This is a genomic window from Variovorax sp. dw_308 (assembly GCF_019207085.1).
Classification (GTDB): Bacteria; Pseudomonadota; Gammaproteobacteria; order Burkholderiales; family Burkholderiaceae_C; genus Variovorax.
This window is the reverse complement of sequence record NZ_JAATOM010000009.1, coordinates 109,050-126,239: the sequence shown is the minus strand read 5'-3', so window position 1 is coordinate 126,239 and position 17,190 is coordinate 109,050. Positions and strand designations below refer to the sequence as shown.

The 17,190-nt window shown below is 65.2% G+C and carries 15 protein-coding genes; 6 read left to right on the top strand and 9 right to left on the bottom strand.

Annotated features, from left to right (window positions below):
- The first annotated feature begins 8 nt into the window (after positions 1–8).
- Positions 9–1,742 (top strand): acyl-CoA dehydrogenase family protein, encoded by a 1,734-nt coding sequence (locus tag HCU76_RS18855; protein WP_218510313.1) that lies wholly within the window; start codon positions 9–11, stop codon positions 1,740–1,742.
- A 45-nt stretch (positions 1,743–1,787) separates the two neighbouring features.
- Positions 1,788–2,255, top strand: coding sequence for a MarR family winged helix-turn-helix transcriptional regulator (locus HCU76_RS18850; protein WP_213955169.1), 468 nt, complete (start codon positions 1,788–1,790; stop codon positions 2,253–2,255).
- A 7-nt stretch (positions 2,256–2,262) separates the two neighbouring features.
- On the opposite strand, the gene HCU76_RS18845 is transcribed toward HCU76_RS18850, so the two are convergent.
- The 4 genes from HCU76_RS18845 to HCU76_RS18830 all read right to left on the bottom strand — a co-directional run bounded on the left by HCU76_RS18845 (position 2,263) and on the right by HCU76_RS18830 (position 5,982).
- A complete protein-coding gene (locus HCU76_RS18845) occupies positions 2,263–3,024 on the bottom strand; it encodes an SDR family NAD(P)-dependent oxidoreductase (protein WP_371319859.1) in 762 nt (253 codons plus the stop codon).
- A gap of 33 nt (positions 3,025–3,057) precedes the next feature.
- Complete coding sequence (locus tag HCU76_RS18840) at positions 3,058–3,816, bottom strand: sulfite exporter TauE/SafE family protein (RefSeq protein WP_213955171.1); 759 nt, start codon at positions 3,814–3,816, stop codon at positions 3,058–3,060.
- Between the two features lie 93 nt (positions 3,817–3,909).
- Positions 3,910–5,139, bottom strand: a complete 1,230-nt coding sequence (locus HCU76_RS18835) for an RtcB family protein (RefSeq protein ID WP_213955172.1) — start codon at positions 5,137–5,139, stop codon at positions 3,910–3,912.
- Positions 5,140–5,253: 114 nt separating this feature from the next.
- Positions 5,254–5,982 carry a Crp/Fnr family transcriptional regulator gene (locus HCU76_RS18830; RefSeq protein ID WP_218510311.1) on the bottom strand — a complete coding sequence of 243 codons (729 nt, stop codon included), beginning with the start codon at positions 5,980–5,982 and terminating at the stop codon, positions 5,254–5,256.
- 134 nt (positions 5,983–6,116) lie between these two features.
- Here HCU76_RS18830 and HCU76_RS18825 point away from each other — a divergent pair, with 134 nt between their 5' ends.
- From HCU76_RS18825 to HCU76_RS18815, 3 genes are all read left to right on the top strand, one after another.
- Complete coding sequence (locus HCU76_RS18825; RefSeq protein ID WP_218510310.1) at positions 6,117–6,584, top strand: hypothetical protein; 468 nt, start codon at positions 6,117–6,119, stop codon at positions 6,582–6,584.
- Positions 6,585–6,816: 232 nt separating this feature from the next.
- Complete coding sequence (locus HCU76_RS18820) at positions 6,817–8,283, top strand: amino acid permease (protein ID WP_213955175.1); 1,467 nt, start codon at positions 6,817–6,819, stop codon at positions 8,281–8,283.
- A gap of 129 nt (positions 8,284–8,412) precedes the next feature.
- The gene (locus HCU76_RS18815) at positions 8,413–9,582 is read left to right on the top strand and encodes a hypothetical protein (protein WP_213955176.1); all 1,170 of its coding nucleotides are present in this window, start codon (positions 8,413–8,415) and stop codon (positions 9,580–9,582) included.
- A gap of 18 nt (positions 9,583–9,600) precedes the next feature.
- Here HCU76_RS18815 and pcaF read toward each other — a convergent pair whose 3' ends face one another.
- The 3 genes from pcaF to HCU76_RS18800 form a co-directional block, all read right to left on the bottom strand.
- Positions 9,601–10,806, bottom strand: a complete 1,206-nt coding sequence (gene pcaF, locus HCU76_RS18810) for a 3-oxoadipyl-CoA thiolase (RefSeq protein WP_213955177.1) — start codon at positions 10,804–10,806, stop codon at positions 9,601–9,603.
- Positions 10,807–10,978: 172 nt separating this feature from the next.
- Positions 10,979–11,632, bottom strand: a complete 654-nt coding sequence (locus tag HCU76_RS18805) for a 3-oxoacid CoA-transferase subunit B (RefSeq protein WP_213955178.1) — start codon at positions 11,630–11,632, stop codon at positions 10,979–10,981.
- Positions 11,629–12,330 (bottom strand): 3-oxoacid CoA-transferase subunit A, encoded by a 702-nt coding sequence (locus tag HCU76_RS18800; protein ID WP_213955179.1) that lies wholly within the window; start codon positions 12,328–12,330, stop codon positions 11,629–11,631. Before HCU76_RS18800 ends, HCU76_RS18805 begins: the two co-directional genes overlap by 4 nt.
- A 137-nt stretch (positions 12,331–12,467) precedes the next feature.
- Here HCU76_RS18800 and HCU76_RS18795 point away from each other — a divergent pair, with 137 nt between their 5' ends.
- A complete protein-coding gene (locus tag HCU76_RS18795) occupies positions 12,468–13,271 on the top strand; it encodes an IclR family transcriptional regulator (RefSeq protein WP_213955180.1) in 804 nt (267 codons plus the stop codon).
- A gap of 258 nt (positions 13,272–13,529) precedes the next feature.
- Here HCU76_RS18795 and HCU76_RS18790 read toward each other — a convergent pair whose 3' ends face one another.
- Both HCU76_RS18790 and HCU76_RS18785 read right to left on the bottom strand, forming a co-directional pair.
- Positions 13,530–14,786 (bottom strand): hypothetical protein, encoded by a 1,257-nt coding sequence (locus tag HCU76_RS18790; protein WP_213955181.1) that lies wholly within the window; start codon positions 14,784–14,786, stop codon positions 13,530–13,532.
- Positions 14,783–17,182 carry a hypothetical protein gene (locus tag HCU76_RS18785; protein ID WP_213955182.1) on the bottom strand — a complete coding sequence of 800 codons (2,400 nt, stop codon included), beginning with the start codon at positions 17,180–17,182 and terminating at the stop codon, positions 14,783–14,785. The genes HCU76_RS18790 and HCU76_RS18785 overlap by 4 nt, the downstream gene beginning before the upstream one ends.
- Positions 17,183–17,190: the final 8 nt, after the last annotated feature.

Below are 17,190 nucleotides of genomic sequence, written 5' to 3'. Positions count from 1 at the left end.
GCTTTCACATGGACTATCAGCCTCGCCCCGAAGACCAGCGCTTCATCCTCGATGCCGTGCTCGGCGCTTCAAGCCGGCTCCGCGGCCTCGCGCCCTTTGCCGAGTTCGATGCATCGCTGCAGGCGCAATTGCTCGAGGAGGCCGGCCGCTTCATCGGCGAAGTGATCGCGCCGCTGAACCGTGTCGGCGACGAGGTCGGCTGCCGCTTCGCGCAAGGCCAGGTCACGACGCCGCCGGGCTTTCGCGAGGCCTATCGCGCGCTGTGGCAAGCCGGCTGGCCCGCGTTGTCCGCCGCGCCGGAAGACGGCGGGCAGGGCCTGCCCGCGCTGCTGTCGGCCATCGTGTCGGAATGGCTCAGCGCGTCGAACCAGGGCTTCAACATGGCGCCCGGCCTGCTGCACGGCGCCTACGAATGCCTCAAGCACCACGGCGACGAAGACCTGAAGCAGCGCTACCTCCCGAAGCTCGCCAGCGGCGCATGGCTCGCGACCATGTGCCTCACGGAAGCCCATGCCGGCAGCGACCTCGGCCAGGTGCGCACGCGCGCCACGCCCCAGCCCGATGGCACCTACCGCGTGAGCGGCAACAAGATCTTCATCTCCGGCGGCGAGCACGACCTGAGCGACAACATCGTGCACCTGGTGCTCTGCCGCCTGCCAGATGCGCCGGCAGGACCCAAGGGCCTGTCGCTGGTGCTCGCGCCCAAGCTGCTGCCGGACGGCGCGCGCAACGCGGTCCACTGCGAACGCATCGAGGAGAAGATGGGCCTGCACGGCAGCCCCACCTGCCAGATGCGTTTCGAGGACACCACGGGATGGCTCATCGGCGAGCCGAACCGCGGGCTGCAGGCCATGTTCGTGATGATGAATTCGGCGCGCCTGCTGGTCGCGCTGCAGGGCATCGGCCTGCTCGATGCGGCATGGCAGAAGGCCGATGCCTATGCGCGCGAACGACGCCAGATGCGCGCGCCACAAGTGCCGGCCAGCCGCGGTCCGAACGATGCGGCCGACCTGATCGTCGAGCATCCCGCCATGCGCCGCATTCTCGACACGCAGCGCGGCTGGATCGATGGCGCGCGCGTGCTGGCCTATCGCACCGCCCTGATGCTCGACGTGGCGAGGCACGATGCGGACAAGGTTTCGCGCGAGCGTGCGCAGCGCTGGTGTTCGCTCATCACGCCGGTGCTGAAGGCGGCCTGCACGCAGCAGGGCTTCCAGGGCGCGAGCGAATGCCTGCAGGTGTTCGGCGGCCACGGCTACGTGCGCGAATGGGGCATCGAGCAGATCGTGCGCGACGCGCGCGTGTCGATGATCTACGAGGGCACCAACGAGATCCAGGCCATCGACCTGCTGGTGCGCAAGGTGCTGCCCGATGGCGGTGCCGGCATGGGCAAGCTGCTCGTCGAACTGCGCGACGAACTGGAAGCTTCACGCGACACCGACGCGGACGCGCAGCGCCGACTGGCGCAGCTGCGCTACCTCACGACCACGGTGGCGATGGCCTCGCACGCCGACCCCGCGTTGCCGTATGAAGTCGCCGACGACTACCTGCGCGTGGTGATGCTCACGCTGATGGCATGGGCCTGGGCGCGCATCGACGTGGCCGCGTCGGGCGAGCCAGACGCTTCGCGCTGGTCGGCGCCGGCCGCGGCGTTCCGCCGCCACGCATTGCCGGAGTTCGACATGCGGCTCGGCATGGTCAAGCGGGCCTGCGAAGCGGTGACGATGCAGCCCGCGACGTGACGCTGCGACAGCGCCAGGGTCTCCTTAAGTTACGCTCGCGCCACCATGCCGACTGCCCGCACGCCCTCTTCTTCCTCCTCCGAATCCGCATCGCTCGACACGCGCGTCCTTGAATCGCTGGTGGGCTACAACACCCGCCGCGCGTGGAGCGTCATCAGTTCCGTGTTCGCCGAGCGCATGGCCGTGTACGGGCTCAAGCAGGTCGATTTCTCGGTGCTGTCATTGCTCGCGCACAACCCCGGCGCCACCTCGCGCCAGCTCTGCGCCACGCTCGACATCCTGCCGCCCAACCTGGTGAGCCTGGTGGCCGCGATGGACAGCCGCGGCCTCATCGAGCGCCGCCCCCATCCCACCGACGGCCGCGCCGTGGGCCTGCACCTGACCGCCGCCGGCAAGAAGCTGGTGCGCGAGGCCGAACAGACCGTGACGCAGCTGGAGCTGGATGCGAGCGCCAAGCTCACGGCGCGGGAGCGGGAGACGCTCATCAAACTGCTGCAGAAGGTTTACCTGTGATGCGCGATCAGGCGTCCCGCACATCAGCCACCGGCTTGCTCCCGAAGTCGGGCCGATCCAGGTAGCCCAGCACTTTCGCCGCAGCGACTTCGGGCGAATCCAGCAGGCCCTGCGCCTTCAGTTGCACGAAGCGCTCGCGGTCCGGGAACTCGTCGGCGCCGGTGCTGCGCAGCGTCACCTGCATGTCGGTGTCGATCACGCCCGGCGCCAGCGACACGATGCGCGCGCCGTTCGGCCGGGCCGCCTCCTCCAGCGCCACCGCGCGCGAGAAGTGGTCCATGCCTGCCTTGGCCGCGCAGTAAGGCGCCTGGCTGGCCATCGCATTGCGGCCCAGGCCCGAGGAGATGTTGAGCACTTCACGCCGGCCCGGCCAGTCGCGCGTCGCACTCAGGAAGGCGCTCGTCAGCATCACCGGCGCACCCAGGCCGACGCGCAATGCCTGCGCCAGTTCGGCAATCACGCTTTCGGCCAGCGGGCGTGGGTGACCGACGGTGCCGGCGTTGTTGATGAGCGTCGCGCGCTCGAAGCGCGACGGCTCGATGGCCTGCAGCCACGCGGCGAGCCGTTCCGCGGCGACGACCGAATTGCACAGGTCCTGCTGCCATTGCTCCAGCACGACGCCGGCGGCCTGCGCCGCTGCCGCGAGCGCGGCATCGGTGTGGCGCGAGATGCAGACCAGCGTCGCGCCCGGTTGCAGCAGTTGTTGCGCCATGGCACGGCCAAGGCCGCGCGACGCGCCGGTGAGGATGGTGAGGCGGCTGGAGGAAATAGTCATGTCGTGGCCCTGTCTGTTCGTGATTGTTCAGGCAATGAATCCGTCCCACACCAGCTTGAGCCCGGTCAACAACATGCCCAGGTACAGCATGCGATAGAACCAGGTCCCGCTGATGCGACGCGCGATGCGCACGCCTGCCCACACGCCAAAGGGCGCAAGCGGCAGAAGCACCAGCGAGGTCGCGAGATTGCGCCAGTCGAGCAGCCCGAGCCAGGCGTAGGGGACCCACTTGCTCAGGTTCACGACGAAGAAGAAATAGGCCATCGTCGCCGCGAACTCCACCGGCTTGAGCCGCAGCGGGATCACATACGCATTGACCGGCGGCCCGCCCGCATGCGCGATGAAACTGGTGAAGCCCGAGATCGTCGTCAACACGCTGCCAGCCAGGCGGGACGGTGGCGCCGAGTCGGCCGTGGGCGGGAACAACAGCCGCTGCGCCAGGAACAGCAACGTGAACAGCCCGACGATGCCCGCGACCGTGTGCGGCGTCAGCGTGCGAAACAGCATGGCGCCGATCACGGTGCCGACCAGCCCGAACGGGATCAGGAAGCCGAGCAGTTGCCGGTCGAAGTCGCGCCGAAACGCGGCGATGCCCAGCAGGTCCATCAGCAGCAGCACCGGCATCAGGATCGCAGCGGCTTCAGGGACCGTGACGGCCAGCGCCATCATCGGCACGGCCAGCGAGCCGAAGCCGGCGCCGAAGCCGCTCTTGCTGATGCCGAGCAACAACACGGCCGGCACGGCGGCGGCATAGAAATGGGGGTCGGAGATCGGAGCGAATTGCAAGCGGCGGATTTTCACACGCACGTTGCAGCCCCGCCTGACCGCGGCGCCTCTCTTGAGTCGACGTGGCTCCGCCAATCGAGCCCGGTCGCATCTTCACCCCTTCACGCACACCACCTGCTTGAGCGTGTAGACCACCTCCACCAGGTCCTTCTGGGCTTCCATCACCGCATCGATGTCCTTGTAGGCCATCGGAATCTCGTCGATCACGTCGGCGTCCTTGCGGCATTCGACGCCCTCGGTTGCGGCGATCTGGTCGGCGATGGTGAACATCTTCTTCGCCTTGGTGCGGCTCATGGCCCGGCCTGCGCCGTGGCTGCAGCTCATGAAGCTTTCCGGGTTGCCCTTGCCGCGCACGATGAAGCTCCTGGCGCCCATGCTGCCGGGGATGATCCCCAGCTCGCCCGCCTTCGCGCTCACCGCACCCTTGCGGGTCACGAGCACGTCTTCGCCGAAGTGCGTTTCGCGGCTCACGTAGTTATGGTGGCAATTCACCGCTTCCACATGTGCGTCGAAAGGCTTCGCGATGACCTTGCGGGCGGCGCCGATCACGCGCTCCATCATCACCTCGCGGTTGGCCCGCGCGAACTTCTGCGCCCAGCCGACGGCGCGCACGTAGTCGCCGAAGTACTGCGAGCCTTCCTCGAAGTACGACAGGTCCTGGTCGGGCAGGTTGCGCTGGTGCCGCTCTGCATCTTTCCTGGCCAGCTCGATGAAGTGCGTGCCGATGGCATTGCCCACGCCGCGCGAACCCGAGTGCAGCATGAACCACACGGCGCCAGCTTCGTCCAGGCAGACCTCGATGAAGTGATTGCCAGTGCCCAGCGTTCCCAGGTGCTTGTGGTTGTTGGTGTTCTTCAGGCGCGGGTAGCCCTCGCAGATCAGGTTGAACTCGGCGACGAGCGTGGCCCACGCCGCATCGGCTTCATCGGGTGGCGTTTCCCACGAGCCCCTGTCGCGGCCCATGCGCCTGGGGTTGGAGCCATGCGGCACGGCGCGCTCGATGGCCGAACGCAGCGGGCCCAGGTTGTCGGGCAGGTCTCGCGCATCGAGCGTGGTCTTGCACGCCATCATTCCGCAACCGATGTCCACGCCGACCGCGGCGGGGATGATGGCCTTGAAAGTCGGGATCACCGAACCGACGGTCGCGCCGATGCCGTAGTGCACGTCCGGCATGGCAGCGATGTGCCTGAAGACGATGGGCAGGCGAGCCGCGTTCTCGAGTTGCTTCTGCGCCTCGGCCTCCACGGGTACGCCGCGCGTCCACATCTTCACGGGGACGCCGTGCTCGACTTCATGCAGCTTGTAGTTCTTGATGATTTCCATCTTGTGACCTCCTCGGGTCTTCGACGAGAGCGCCGCCGCGTGCGCCCTCCCCCGACTCGCGCCACACGGCGCTTGCCTTTGTATCGCGGAGAGTGTGAGCTGCGCCCTGCCTACCTACCCGGCCCCGCTCACCTGCGCCACCATCCGGCTCAAGCGCTCCACGTCACGCAGCACCATGGCCTTGCCGTCTTTCTCGACCAGCCCATCGCGTGCGAGCCGGGCCAGTTCGCGCGTGACCTGCTCGCGCTGGGTGCTGATGCGGTTGGCCAGCGCCTCGTGCAGCGGAGCCGGGTCAAGCCTCGCGACGTTGTCGACGATGCCTTCCGTGCGCGCCATGCGCAGCAGCTCCGCATGCAGCCGGTTCTGCACGCCCAGCGTGCTGAGTTCGATGACGCGTTGCGACAGTTGCCGCACCAGCCCGGCCAGGTGGCGCATCTCGCGCTCGGCCACCAGGGGTTCTTCGCGCAGCAGCGCCATGAACGCCGCGCTGTCCAGGCTCGCGACGGTGCTGGGCTCGAGCGTGACGACGTCGGCCGAGCGCGGCCCGCCGTCGACGGCGGCCATGTCGCCGAACCAGTCGCCCTTGACCGAATCCCGAAAACTCACCTGGCGGCCGCCCGCAGAGTAGCTCGTCACGCGCAGCCGGCCGGAGAGCAGGAAGTAGACATCGCGCTGCGGGTCCGCGCGCAGCAGCAGGGGTTGGTGCGCCGCCAGCTGGTGCCACTGGCACTGCCGCGCCAGTTGTTCGAGCCGCGCGTCGGGCAAGCTCGCGAACAGGGGCAGCGAGCGCAAGGCCAGGCTGGAGCGAATCGGCGGATCCATGGGCGTCGGCGGGCCTGCCATTCTGCGCCGCGGGCCCCGAGCAGCGCAAACGTGTGCGCCAGCGCACATCGCCGTCGGGCAACCTGGACCGACACTGCCGCGTCGCGGATGCGATCCCCGCAGCCCGCGCGCCGCAGTTGAAGGAGCGCAACCCAATGAACGCCACGCAATTCGCACTCTCGGCCACGCTCGTCGCCGGCGGAACGGTGTCATCGGCCCAGACCGTGCCGGCAGAGCAATGGACGGGACCGGCAGTTTCGACCGTCGGCGGCGCGGTGGTCCGGGCCGAGGTCGTCGCCTTGCTCAACAGCTTCCTGGCGCAGCGGCAGGCCGCGCCGGAAGCCTGGGTCGGCGCCGCGGAATCGGCGACCGTCCACGTGGGCGATGCGCAGCGCGCGGAGGTCAAGGCGGACACCGCCATGGCGACGCGTGCCCGCCTCACCGGCTACATGACGCGCAATGAGTACAACCCCCAGAGCGCCGAGGCGCAACGCCGCAACGCGCGCTACATCCGGCTGCGCTTCGGCCCCGAATACACGGACGAGCTTTCACGGCTGCAGGGCCAAACACGCCCGGCCGCCGCGGCGTCAATGGCCAGCGAACCGGACGCGGGCGGCGAGTGAAGCCAGCCGCCGTACGGGCGGCCATGAGGTGGCATGGGCGGCATTGATGCATATCCAGCATGCGGCCATGCGCCGGATGCACATAAATTAGGCATTCAAACGACGCATTGTCGACCGAACGTTTCCTGAAGGCGCGTGAGTACTCGTCAATTGCGAGGGCGTGTGCTAACTTCCGCGCGGGCGCCACCGGGGGCCTCCGCGGCGCCTCATCTACAAAATCAGGGAGACAAGAATGGCAAACAGCCAGTACACGGCGCGCAAGAGCGTGGCCGACATCGTCGCGAGCGGGGAAGGCAGTCACACGCTGCCCAAATCGCTCGGCGCTTTCAGCATCACAGCCATCGGGGTCGGGGCCATCATCGGCGCCGGCATCTTCGTACTGACCGGCACCGCAGCCGCGCAATACGCAGGGCCCGGCATCATGATGTCCTTCATCCTGGCCGGGTTCGCCTGCGCCTTCGTGGGACTTTGCTACGCCGAACTGGCGGCGCTGATTCCGGTCAGCGGAAGTTCCTACACCTACACCTACGCCACCCTGGGCGAGCTGGCGGCCTGGATCATCGGCTGGGACCTCGTGCTCGAGTACGCCATGGGCGCGGCCACTGTCGCCGTGGGCTGGTCGGGTTATCTCGGCAGCCTGCTGGGGCAGTTCGGCATCCACCTGCCGCCGGCGCTCATGCATTCGCCGGGCGCCGTCACCCTGAAGGACGGCTCGACGATCACGGCGCTGTTCAACCTGCCGGCCGCGCTCATCATCATGGCGCTGACCTTCCTGCTCATCCGCGGCACCAAGGAATCGGCCAGCCTGAACAACGTGATGGTCGCGATCAAGCTGATCGTCGTGGTGGCCTTCATCGGCTTCGGTATCGGCTACGTCAACCAGGACAACTGGACGCCGTTCATTCCCGCGAACACGGGTGAGTTCGGCCACTTCGGCTGGAGCGGCGTGCTGCGCGGTTCCTCGGTGGTGTTCTTCGCTTTCATCGGCTTCGACGCCGTCTCGACCGCGGCGCAGGAAGCCAGGAACCCGCAACGCGACATGCCTATCGGCATCCTGGGTTCGCTGATCGTCTGCACCGCGCTGTACGTGGCCGTGGCCGCGGTGCTGACCGGCCTGGTTCCGTACGCGAAGCTCAACGTGCCGGACCCGATCGCGCTGGGCGTGGACGTCATCGGCAAGCCGTGGCTGTCGCTGCTCATCAAGTTCGGCGCCCTCGCCGGCCTGACCACCGTGATCCTGGTGCTGCTGTACGGCCAGAGCCGGATCTTCTACACGATCGCCAGCGACGGCCTGCTGCCCAGGTTCTTCTCCAACCTGCATCCCAAGTTCGGCACGCCGCACATGAGCCAGATCTTCATCGGCCTCATCTGCGCCATCGTGGCGGGCCTGGTGCCGATCCATATCCTGGGCGAAATGGTGAGCATCGGAACGCTGTTCGCATTCATCCTGGTGTGCGGCGCGGTGATCTACCTGCGCAAGAGCGAGCGGGACACCTTCCGTCCGTTCCGCGTTCCCGGCGTGCCGTTCATCCCCTTCCTCGGTATCGGCTTCTGCCTGATGCTGATGAGCGCGCTGCCCGGCGACACCTGGCTGCGGCTGGTGGTCTGGCTCGTCATCGGGCTGGCGATCTACTTCAGCTATGGCCGTCACCACTCGGTGCAACACCTGAAGCAACTGCGCAAGGCCGGCAAGCGCTGAGCGCGCCTTTGGCCCAGCCTGCACAAAGCGCCTTCGGGCGCTTTTTGCTTTTTGCCGCGGCGCTTCTGGCGCACCCATGCGGGCGCTTATAGTGGTCGCGGGAGGCCCACATCAGCAATGAGGATGACGATGCCATCGACAAGTCCGGACGCGACGTTCGCACCGATCGACAACGAATTGCCCCTGCGCTGGATGCGCCGGCTGGGCCTCGTTCCGCCCGACGGGCTGGGCACCATCCGTCGCGCCGTGTTCCTGGCAATGCTGTGCTGGCTGCCCATCGTCATCTGGGCGACCACCATGCGCCGCCTCGGCAACGTCGACCCCGGCGAATCGCTGCTGCAGCACTACGGCGTCCACGTACGCTGCCTGCTGGCGATTCCATTGCTGGTCATTGCCGAAGGTCCGTTGCAGACCATGATCCAGAAGCTGGTGCAGCAGTTCCACCTGAGCGGCATCGCATCCAGCGCGCCGGGCTCGCCCTTCGACCGCCTCATCGCAGAGATGCGCCGGGCGCGTGACGCATCGGTGCCGTGGATCCTCGTCCTCGGCTTCTCGATTGCATGGTCGGCCACGGTGCATCCCTCGTTCAGGGACGACGCGCTGAACTGGGCGATCGACGCCGATGGTTCACTCGGTTTCGGCGGCTGGTGGTTCGTGTGGGTGGCGCGGCCGATCTTCGTTGCACTCGTGACGGCGTGGGTGTGGCGAATCCTGCTGATCACCTGGTGTTTCTGGCGCATTGGCCGATTGGACCTGTCGCTGGTGCCCTCGCACCCCGACCGATGCGCCGGCATCGGCTTCGTGGCGAAGCTGCCGCGCGGCTTCGCCATCGTGACCTTCGTGCTCTCGGCCACGATGGCGTCGCACTGGGCGCATGAAATCGTCGTGCATGGCGCCAAGCTCGATACGTTCCAGATGCCCGCGCTGCTGTTCGTCGTGCTGTGGACGCTTTGCCTGCTGTTGCCGTTGATGGCCCTGGCGCCCGCCTTGCACACCGCGCGCTCGCACGCGTTGCCGGCCTATGCGGCGCTGGTGGGTGAGCAGGGCCGCCTGCTGTACCGGCGCTGGATCCTGCACGAGACGGTGGAAGACGCGCCCATCGTGGAGGCGCCCGGTATCGGCGTCGTGGCCGATGCAGCGGCGTTGTACGAGGCGGTCTCGAAGATGCGGATGGCCCCGATCACCCTCAAGTCTGTGTGGTACGTCCTCGCCCCGCTGGGGCTGCCCTTCGTCGTGGTGGCGAGCCTGCAGATTCCGCTGCTCGACTTGCTGCTCAAGCTGGCGAAGGCCCTGGGGTGATCCCCCCGGGCCGCCGGATCACACGCGTTCGAGGATGACCGCGATGCCTTGGCCGACACCGATGCACATGGTGCACAGCGCGTAGCGGCCGCCCTGCTTGTGGAGCTGGTTGACCGCGGTGGTCGCCAGGCGCGCGCCACTGGCGCCCAGCGGGTGGCCCAGGGCGATCGCGCCGCCGTTGATGTTGACGCGGGCATCGTCGTCCTTCAGGCCCAGCATGCGCAGCACCGCGAGGCCCTGCGCGGCGAAGGCTTCGTTGAGTTCGATGACGTCGATCTGGTCGAGCGTGAGGCCGGTCAGGGCCAGCACCTTCTGCGAAGCCGGTGCCGGGCCGATGCCCATGATGCGCGGCGCGACGCCGGCGGTGGCCATGCCGACCACGCGGGCGCGCGGCGTGAGGCCGTACTTGCCGGCGGTGGCTTCATCGGCCAGCAGGATCGCGCAGGCGCCGTCGTTCACGCCGCTGGCGTTGCCGGCGGTGACGGTGCCATCAGGCCGCACCACGCCCTTGAGCTTGGCCAGCGCTTCCATCGTGGTGTCGCGCGGATGCTCGTCCTTGCTGACGATGATCGGGTCGCCCTTTTTCTGCGGCACGCTCACCGGCGTGATCTCGGCATCGAAGAATCCGGACTTCTGCGAAGCCACGGCGCGTTGCTGCGATGCCAGCGCCATGCGGTCCTGCGCCTCGCGCTCGATCTTGTAGTCGGTGGCGACGTTCTCGGCCGTCTCGGGCATCGAGTCGACGCCGTAGGCTTCCTTCATCTTCTTGTTGACGAAGCGCCAGCCGATGGTCGTGTCGTACACCGCATTGGCGCGGCCAAAAGCCGACTCGGCCTTGGGCATGACGAAGGGCGCGCGGCTCATGCTCTCGACGCCGCCGGCGATCATCAGGCCCGCCTCGCCGGACTTGATGGCGCGGGCCGCGGTGCCAAGGGTGTCGAGGCTGGAGCCGCACAGGCGGTTGATGGTCGAGCCGCCCACCTCGAGCGGCAGGCCGGCGAGCAGCGCCGACATGCGTGCCACGTTGCGGTTGTCTTCGCCGGCCTGGTTGGCGCAGCCGTAGAGCACGTCGCTGACGGCTTGCCAGTCGACCTTCGGGTTGCGGGCGATCAAGGCCTTGAGCGGCACGGCGCCGAGGTCGTCGGCGCGCACGCTCGAGAGCGCGCCACCGTAGCGGCCGAAGGGGGTGCGGATGGCGTCGCAGATGAAGGCTTGGGTGGTCATATGTTGTCTCTTCAGAAGGTGAAATAAATACGGGTACCGGACGCAGAGGACGCGAAGATTTCGCGAAGGACGCGAAAGAACTCCATGAATTCTTTCTCGGTTTTCCTTTCGCGTCCTTCGCGAAACCTTTGCGTCCTTCGCGGCCGGATGTCCGTATTGGCTGTTCGGCTGCTTATTGTGCGATCGGCAAGCCCACGAGCTTTTCGAGTTCGGCGTGCTCCAGGCCGTCGACCTTGTCGACGAGCTTGAGGCCATCCGGCGTGCATTCGAGCGTCGCCAGGTCGGAATAGACGCGCTTGACGCAGCCGATACCGGTCAGCGGATAGGTGCATTGCTTGACCAGCTTGCTCGCGCCCTGCTTGGTCAGCAGGTCCATCATGACCCACGTTTGCTTCGCACCGATGGCCAGGTCCATCGCGCCGCCGACCGCGGGGATCGCGTCCTTCTCGCCGGTGTGCCAGTTGGCCAGGTCGCCCGTGGCCGACACCTGGAAGGCGCCGAGCACGCAGATGTCGAGGTGGCCGCCGCGCATCATCGCGAAGCTGTCGGCATGGTGGAAGAAGGAGCCGCCCGGCAGCAGCGTGACGGGTTGCTTGCCGGCGTTGATGAGGTCGTAGTCTTCCTCGCCGGCCTTGGGTGCGGGGCCCATGCCGAGGATGCCGTTCTCGCTTTGCAGGATGACCTCGCGGCCTTCCGGCAGGTGATTTGCGACGAGCGTGGGCTGGCCGATGCCGAGGTTGACGACGGCGCCGTCGAAGATGTCCTGGGCGACGCGGGCGGCGAGTTGGTCCTTGGTGCGACGGGTGTAAGTAGCGCTCATGGTCATGCTGCCTTCTTGAAACCGCCGGCTTGCGTGGCGATGCGTTCGATCTGTACGACCTGGTGGACGAAGATGCCCGGCGTCACGATGGTCTCGGGGTCGAGTGTTCCCAACTCGGCGATTTCGTGCACGGTGGCGATGGTCTTCTTCGCGGCCATGGCCATCACCGGGCCGAAATTGCGCGCGGCCTTGCGATAGACCAGGTTGCCCCAGCGATCGCCGCGTTCGGCCTTGATGAGCGCCACGTCGCCGTGGATCGGATACTCCAGCACGTAGTGGACGCCGCCGATGACACGCGTCTCGCGGTCGCCGGAGAGCTGCGTGCCGTAGCCGGTCGGGCAGAAGAAACCGCCGATGCCGGCGCCGGCCGCACGGATGCGTTCGGCCAGGTTGCCTTGCGGCACGAGTTCCAGCTCCAGCTTGCCGGCGCGATACAGGCCGTCGAACACCTGGCTGTCGGCCTGGCGCGGAAAGCTGCAGATGATCTTGCGCACCCGGCCGGCCTTGAGCAACGCGGCCAGGCCCACCTCGGCATTGCCGGCGTTGTTGTTGACGACGGTCAGGTCTTTTGCGCCCTGCTCGATGAGGCCATCGATCAGCTCGTTGGGGATGCCGGCTGTGCCGAAGCCGCCGATGAGGACGGTCGAGCCGTCCTTGATGTCGGCCATCGCGTCGGCAACCGAGCGCGCGATCTTGTTGATCATGTGAGCTTGTCTCCAGTTGGGGGATTCGGGGAAATCACTGAACGGATCGTTGCGAATGGTTGCTCGGCGGATTCTTGCAACTTGTTCGCATACCGAACATTTGTTCTTATAATGAATTCTAGGAGGATTGACCCATCATGGCAACCACCCCGATACAAAACCATACATCTGACGACTACGCACCACCCAGGCCGGGCGACACCTATGTGCAGTCCTTCGCGCGCGGGCTGGAAGTGATCCGGTCCTTCAGCGCCCGTGCGCCGCGGCAGACGCTCAGCGAGGTCGCGGCCGCGAGCGGCCTCACGCGCGCCGGCGCCCGGCGCATCCTGCTCACGCTGCAGACACTGGGCTATGTCGAGTCGGACGGCAAGCACTTCGCGCTGACGCCGCGCATCCTCGACCTCGGCTTCGCCTATCTCTCGTCGATGCCGATCTGGAACCGCGCCGAGCCGGTGATGGAGGCGCTGGTGCAGGAGGTGCAGGAGTCGTGCTCGGCGGCCGTGCTGGACGCGACGGACATCGTCTACGTGATGCGCGTGCCCACGCACAAGATCATGAGCATCAGCCTGGGCGTCGGCTCCCGGCTGCCGGCGTACTGCACGTCGATGGGCCGCCTCCTGCTGGCCGAGTTGAACGACGATGAGTTGCGCGCGCGGCTCGAGGCGTCGTCGCCGCAGCCGCTCACCAAGCACACGGTGACGGACATGGACGTCCTGCTGGCCAAGGTCGCGCAGGCGCGCCGCCAGCGCTGGTGCCTGGTGAACCAGGAACTGGAGGAAGGGCTGGTCTCGATTGCCGCGCCCATCGTCAACCGCGCGGGACGCGCCGTGGCCGCCCTCAACATCAGCGGGCAGGCCAACCGCACCAGCGCCAAGGTGATGCAGGAGACGATGCTGCCGCCGCTGCTGGAGGCGGCTCGGAAGATTTCACGGATGCTGTAGGGCCGCGGGCAAAGGCCGCTTGTCGCTGTCAGACAGAAGAGAGACGCTCGCGTGCCGGGGCGCTCGTCGTGGCGCCACGAATTGTTATTGCCCTGCGTCGCTCAAATACCGCTGGCCGACAAGTCTGGAGTCGCAGGCATTTCAATGGAACTCGATATAGCTGCAGGCAATCGCGTCTTCAACTCCGCGGCCCTCAATACCATTGAACGATCACCCGGTTGGATGCGTCGAGCGGGAATTCGTGAACCAGACCATTTCCTAACGCGGCCAAGCTGCCCAATACTGTTCGGATTCGTTCGCCGTCTCAATCATTTTTACCTGAATTCGGCCATTCTTGTCATGCTGTTTAGCCAAACCCAAGGATCGTGTTTCCCCGAGCAATTGGGTGACGAACCGATACTGACCTTGCTGGGGGGTCCCGAAGCATCGCCAGGTCTGCGCCGCACCTTGCGGTCCAATTCGATTGGCGGGGATGGTGCTGAGTGGATTCTTGGAGGCAATATCCTTGTCAGCAGCAAGCGCCGCCCCGCTGCCATCCAGTATTTGCCAGTAACCCATTCCAATGCGTCGGAAACGCCACGTCGGGCCTGTTGCATGGCCAACCACAAAATTCGTACTGGCCGGGTCCCGAATCAAGGCGGTGAGGCTGTAGCGTGCGGTGTACAGGTAGTAACTGGTATTCTCCTCTATTGCGCAAGCATCGTAAAAATAGTCTCCGGATACGAGATGGTCAAATTCTTGTTGTGCAATATCCTGATCGTGAATCGATCGCGCTGAGGATATGGTTCGGGCAAGCTGCGGCATTGCGGAGGCTATATCAGCCAGCACTTTTTCTGAATCAGGATCGGGCCGTTGCGGCAAGGTGCTGGATAAATGAGCAACATCCACAATGATCGCTCTCCAGCGCCCCCAGATCTCCTCGATCTGCCCGGCCGTTTGTACCGGATCGGGACTGACAGGCAGGACGGCCGATTCGGGAAAGCGGGCGGCCGAATAGGATCGCGCCGCATTTGTTGCGCTCAGGGCAAAGGTCTCCATCGCATTGCGGAACGAGCCCGAGGGCACATTTCCTTGCAAGTCCACCACCGTGGTTGCCAAATTGCGGCGGACCCCATCCATCTTCTGTGTCCATAGCGCGAAGTCGAGCGGTTTGCCGCCCATACCAGCATCGTCGAGTTGCTGACACAGATTGGCGAGGGAGAGGAGGTCGGCATCCAAAGCTACCAGCTTTGCGGCGAGTGCCCTGGACCGTGCCCTTGTATCTCGCCACGCAGCGCCGCTGGCGTGCAAATTGGCGAAGCTACCGAATGTCCGCAACCGCGACGCCAATTGCATGTTGCCTTGGACTGCGTCAGAGTCGTTGCCGACCATGAACGCAAACTTCGCGATATCCTGCCAGGAGGCGCGTGGAACAGGTGCCATCTTCGGCTCGGGCGGAACTGTGCAAACCCCGGCCACGGCTTGCCAGGCGGCCAGCATGCCGAAAAGCGCGCCAACAATGCGCCCTGTCTTCATAGAAAAGCTTGACCGATAAGCCGCACGCGCAGCCCCACGATTTTCGGAGGCGACAGTGGTTGCGAGATGCCGATGGTCCAGTCGGAGAACGGCGGAAGCAGGACGTGCTTCAATTCCCGGGAGAGTTCTACTTTATCGCCTCGGTACTCGAATGGAAATGGTTGAAACCAACCAAAAAATCTTGCGTTGCGCGTGCTGTCGATACGGTCCTGACAGCTCTCACCGCTATAGAGAATCAGGGCTACATGCCCGGTCAGGGCCGGGGTAGTTTCCAGCCGTGCCTGAACCGACGTCAATCGTACGTGCGACAGGGTTGCCAATAACGGATGATTTGGCGAGAGCGGGAAAGTCACGGTGCCGCGCTCCAGCCTGGCCATCAATTCCGGATCGTCGATGAATATTTCGCGGTCAAAATCAACTTGTTTTATTCCGATCAATCGTGTGGCATCCGCGTGGTCAGTTTCCATCGCCGCGCAACGGGCCTCCATCAGGGCGGGATCGGAGAGCACTTCGGGTACGACGAAGGTCGTGGGCGTGTACGTTTCAAAGAAAGTTGCGCGCTGGAAACCATAGCAGGCTTCAAAGAATTCGCGTGCCGCGGCTTGCTGGCGCAACGTTATCTCTGCCTTGATCGTTTCTGCCAGCACGGTGCGCTCGGTGAGCGTGGCCTGCAGTTTTTCGAGTTCCGCCTGCTTGCCGATCTGCGCCAGGCGCTGCAAGACAAGTGTGCCCTGCGCTCGATCCACGGCATCGCCCGCAGCTTGATATTCCGAGAGCACACGACCCTGAATACAGACCTTCTCCATCAGCGTCTTGTATTTGATCGCCGCCTGCTTCACTGCGTCGGAGAACTCGCCGTCAATGATGAGTTGCAGGCCGTTGACGACGTCAACCTCAATGGCATCCCATGCTGCCTTGGCTTCGATCGGGTGGGGCTTGCCGGCGATGGCGCGGATCGCCTCGCCGACCAGACTGCTCATTTCCGCGGCCAGATCAGGAGATGTGAGGTTGTTCAATATCGCTGTGCCGGCCTTCTGGATCGCGCTCGTGGCGTCCAACAACTTCTTGATGCTGTTGGCGTGGTCTGCGCCGTTCTCCCACGCGAAAGTCACTGGCAAGGCAAAGAGATTGATGACGGTCATCAGATGGTCAAGCCCGCCGCCGGCAAACATTCCACCGTACTTCGTGTTCTTGACCGCATCGATGAGGCCGGTGACGCCTTTGATATCGCCGTGGGACCCGCCACCCGGAAGGGGCGGAACCCCCATCGCGATCGCACCGAGACTGGTCGCCAGATTGATCAAGGCGCCGACGACTTCGAAGGATGCTTTGACAATCTTGTCGATTTTGTCGAGTTCCAGGGCCAGGCCAAGCCGGATGCTCTGTAAATTGGCCTCGAATTTCTGATCGGCGATGTCGCGAGCGACCCGTTCCATTGCTGCTGCAATGGTCTTGCGTCGCAAGGCCAGTTCTATCACCTGGCCTTCAATCAGTTTGGCTTCCTGGCGATCACGGCCGATACCTGCCGAGACAAACTGATGCGCGATGTCTCCAATGGTGCCCGTCAAATCGAGGAACTTGATATCCAGGCCGGTCGCCCTTGCCAGCTCCTTGCGTGACCAGGCCAGTTGTCTGTAGCTGTCGGCGGTCCTGGGTGGTATCGGATGCACGAGATCGTCGCCTTGGGCCACAGGCAGGAGCGCTCGTACCGCCTCGGAAATGCGGCCGATCGGCGCGAGGTCGGCATGCAGGCCAGCGAACCGCGCAACCCACCCAAGCATCGCTTGAACCATTGCCACGCGTTCGTTGGACGGGGCGCCGAGTGCTCCGGCGCACAGATCGAACGATGTCGCGAGGGAACGATACAACGGTCGTCCCAGCCGCAGCAATCCTGCCGGCACTTCAGACCGGGAAATGGCGGAGGCATCATCCCGCCAATGGAACACGGTGTAGCAGGGACGCTCGGAATTCTCCTTCAATCGCTCAAGATCGTAGGGTTCGTGTTTCTTGTTCCGAACGGACACGACACGGAAGTCCCCCACTACGCTGCCCGTCAGGATGCGCACCGCACCAATCGGTCCTGCGCCGTCGTGGGCGAGCAAGATATGGCCGGTACCCGAACCCTCCACGACGATGCGCCTGGCAATAATGGAGAGCCTTTGCGGCGTATTGCCTATTTGCACGCGCATGCCATCGGACACAACCAGCGTATCGGTATAGATGTCTACCGATCGCGCATTGCCTGATTCCGCAATCACTTGGGCGAGATTGACGACCAGGCTCTGATGGATTCGATCTGTTCCCAGGTCAGACCCGTCAAGCGGGGTTGGCGCGGGCAACAGGAGGCCTGCCGCATCGAGTTTATTTGCAAGCGCAACGATATCACTCGAATTCACGGGCGGCT

Excerpts from the sequence above, each read along its gene's own strand:
- HCU76_RS18830 (WP_218510311.1), bottom strand. The coding sequence starts at position 5,982 with ATGGCAGGCCCGCCGACGCCCATGGATCCGCCGATTCGCTCCAGCCTG.
- HCU76_RS18855 (WP_218510313.1), top strand. The coding sequence starts at position 9 with ATGGACTATCAGCCTCGCCCCGAAGACCAGCGCTTCATCCTCGATGCC.
- HCU76_RS18790 (WP_213955181.1), bottom strand. The coding sequence starts at position 14,786 with ATGAAGACAGGGCGCATTGTTGGCGCGCTTTTCGGCATGCTGGCCGCC.
- HCU76_RS18800 (WP_213955179.1), bottom strand. The coding sequence starts at position 12,330 with ATGATCAACAAGATCGCGCGCTCGGTTGCCGACGCGATGGCCGACATC.
- pcaF (WP_213955177.1), bottom strand. The coding sequence starts at position 10,806 with ATGACCACCCAAGCCTTCATCTGCGACGCCATCCGCACCCCCTTCGGC.
- HCU76_RS18820 (WP_213955175.1), top strand. The coding sequence starts at position 6,817 with ATGGCAAACAGCCAGTACACGGCGCGCAAGAGCGTGGCCGACATCGTC.
- HCU76_RS18850 (WP_213955169.1), top strand. The coding sequence starts at position 1,788 with ATGCCGACTGCCCGCACGCCCTCTTCTTCCTCCTCCGAATCCGCATCG.
- HCU76_RS18815 (WP_213955176.1), top strand. The coding sequence starts at position 8,413 with ATGCCATCGACAAGTCCGGACGCGACGTTCGCACCGATCGACAACGAA.
- HCU76_RS18825 (WP_218510310.1), top strand. The coding sequence starts at position 6,117 with ATGAACGCCACGCAATTCGCACTCTCGGCCACGCTCGTCGCCGGCGGA.
- HCU76_RS18835 (WP_213955172.1), bottom strand. The coding sequence starts at position 5,139 with ATGGAAATCATCAAGAACTACAAGCTGCATGAAGTCGAGCACGGCGTC.
- HCU76_RS18805 (WP_213955178.1), bottom strand. The coding sequence starts at position 11,632 with ATGACCATGAGCGCTACTTACACCCGTCGCACCAAGGACCAACTCGCC.
- HCU76_RS18795 (WP_213955180.1), top strand. The coding sequence starts at position 12,468 with ATGGCAACCACCCCGATACAAAACCATACATCTGACGACTACGCACCA.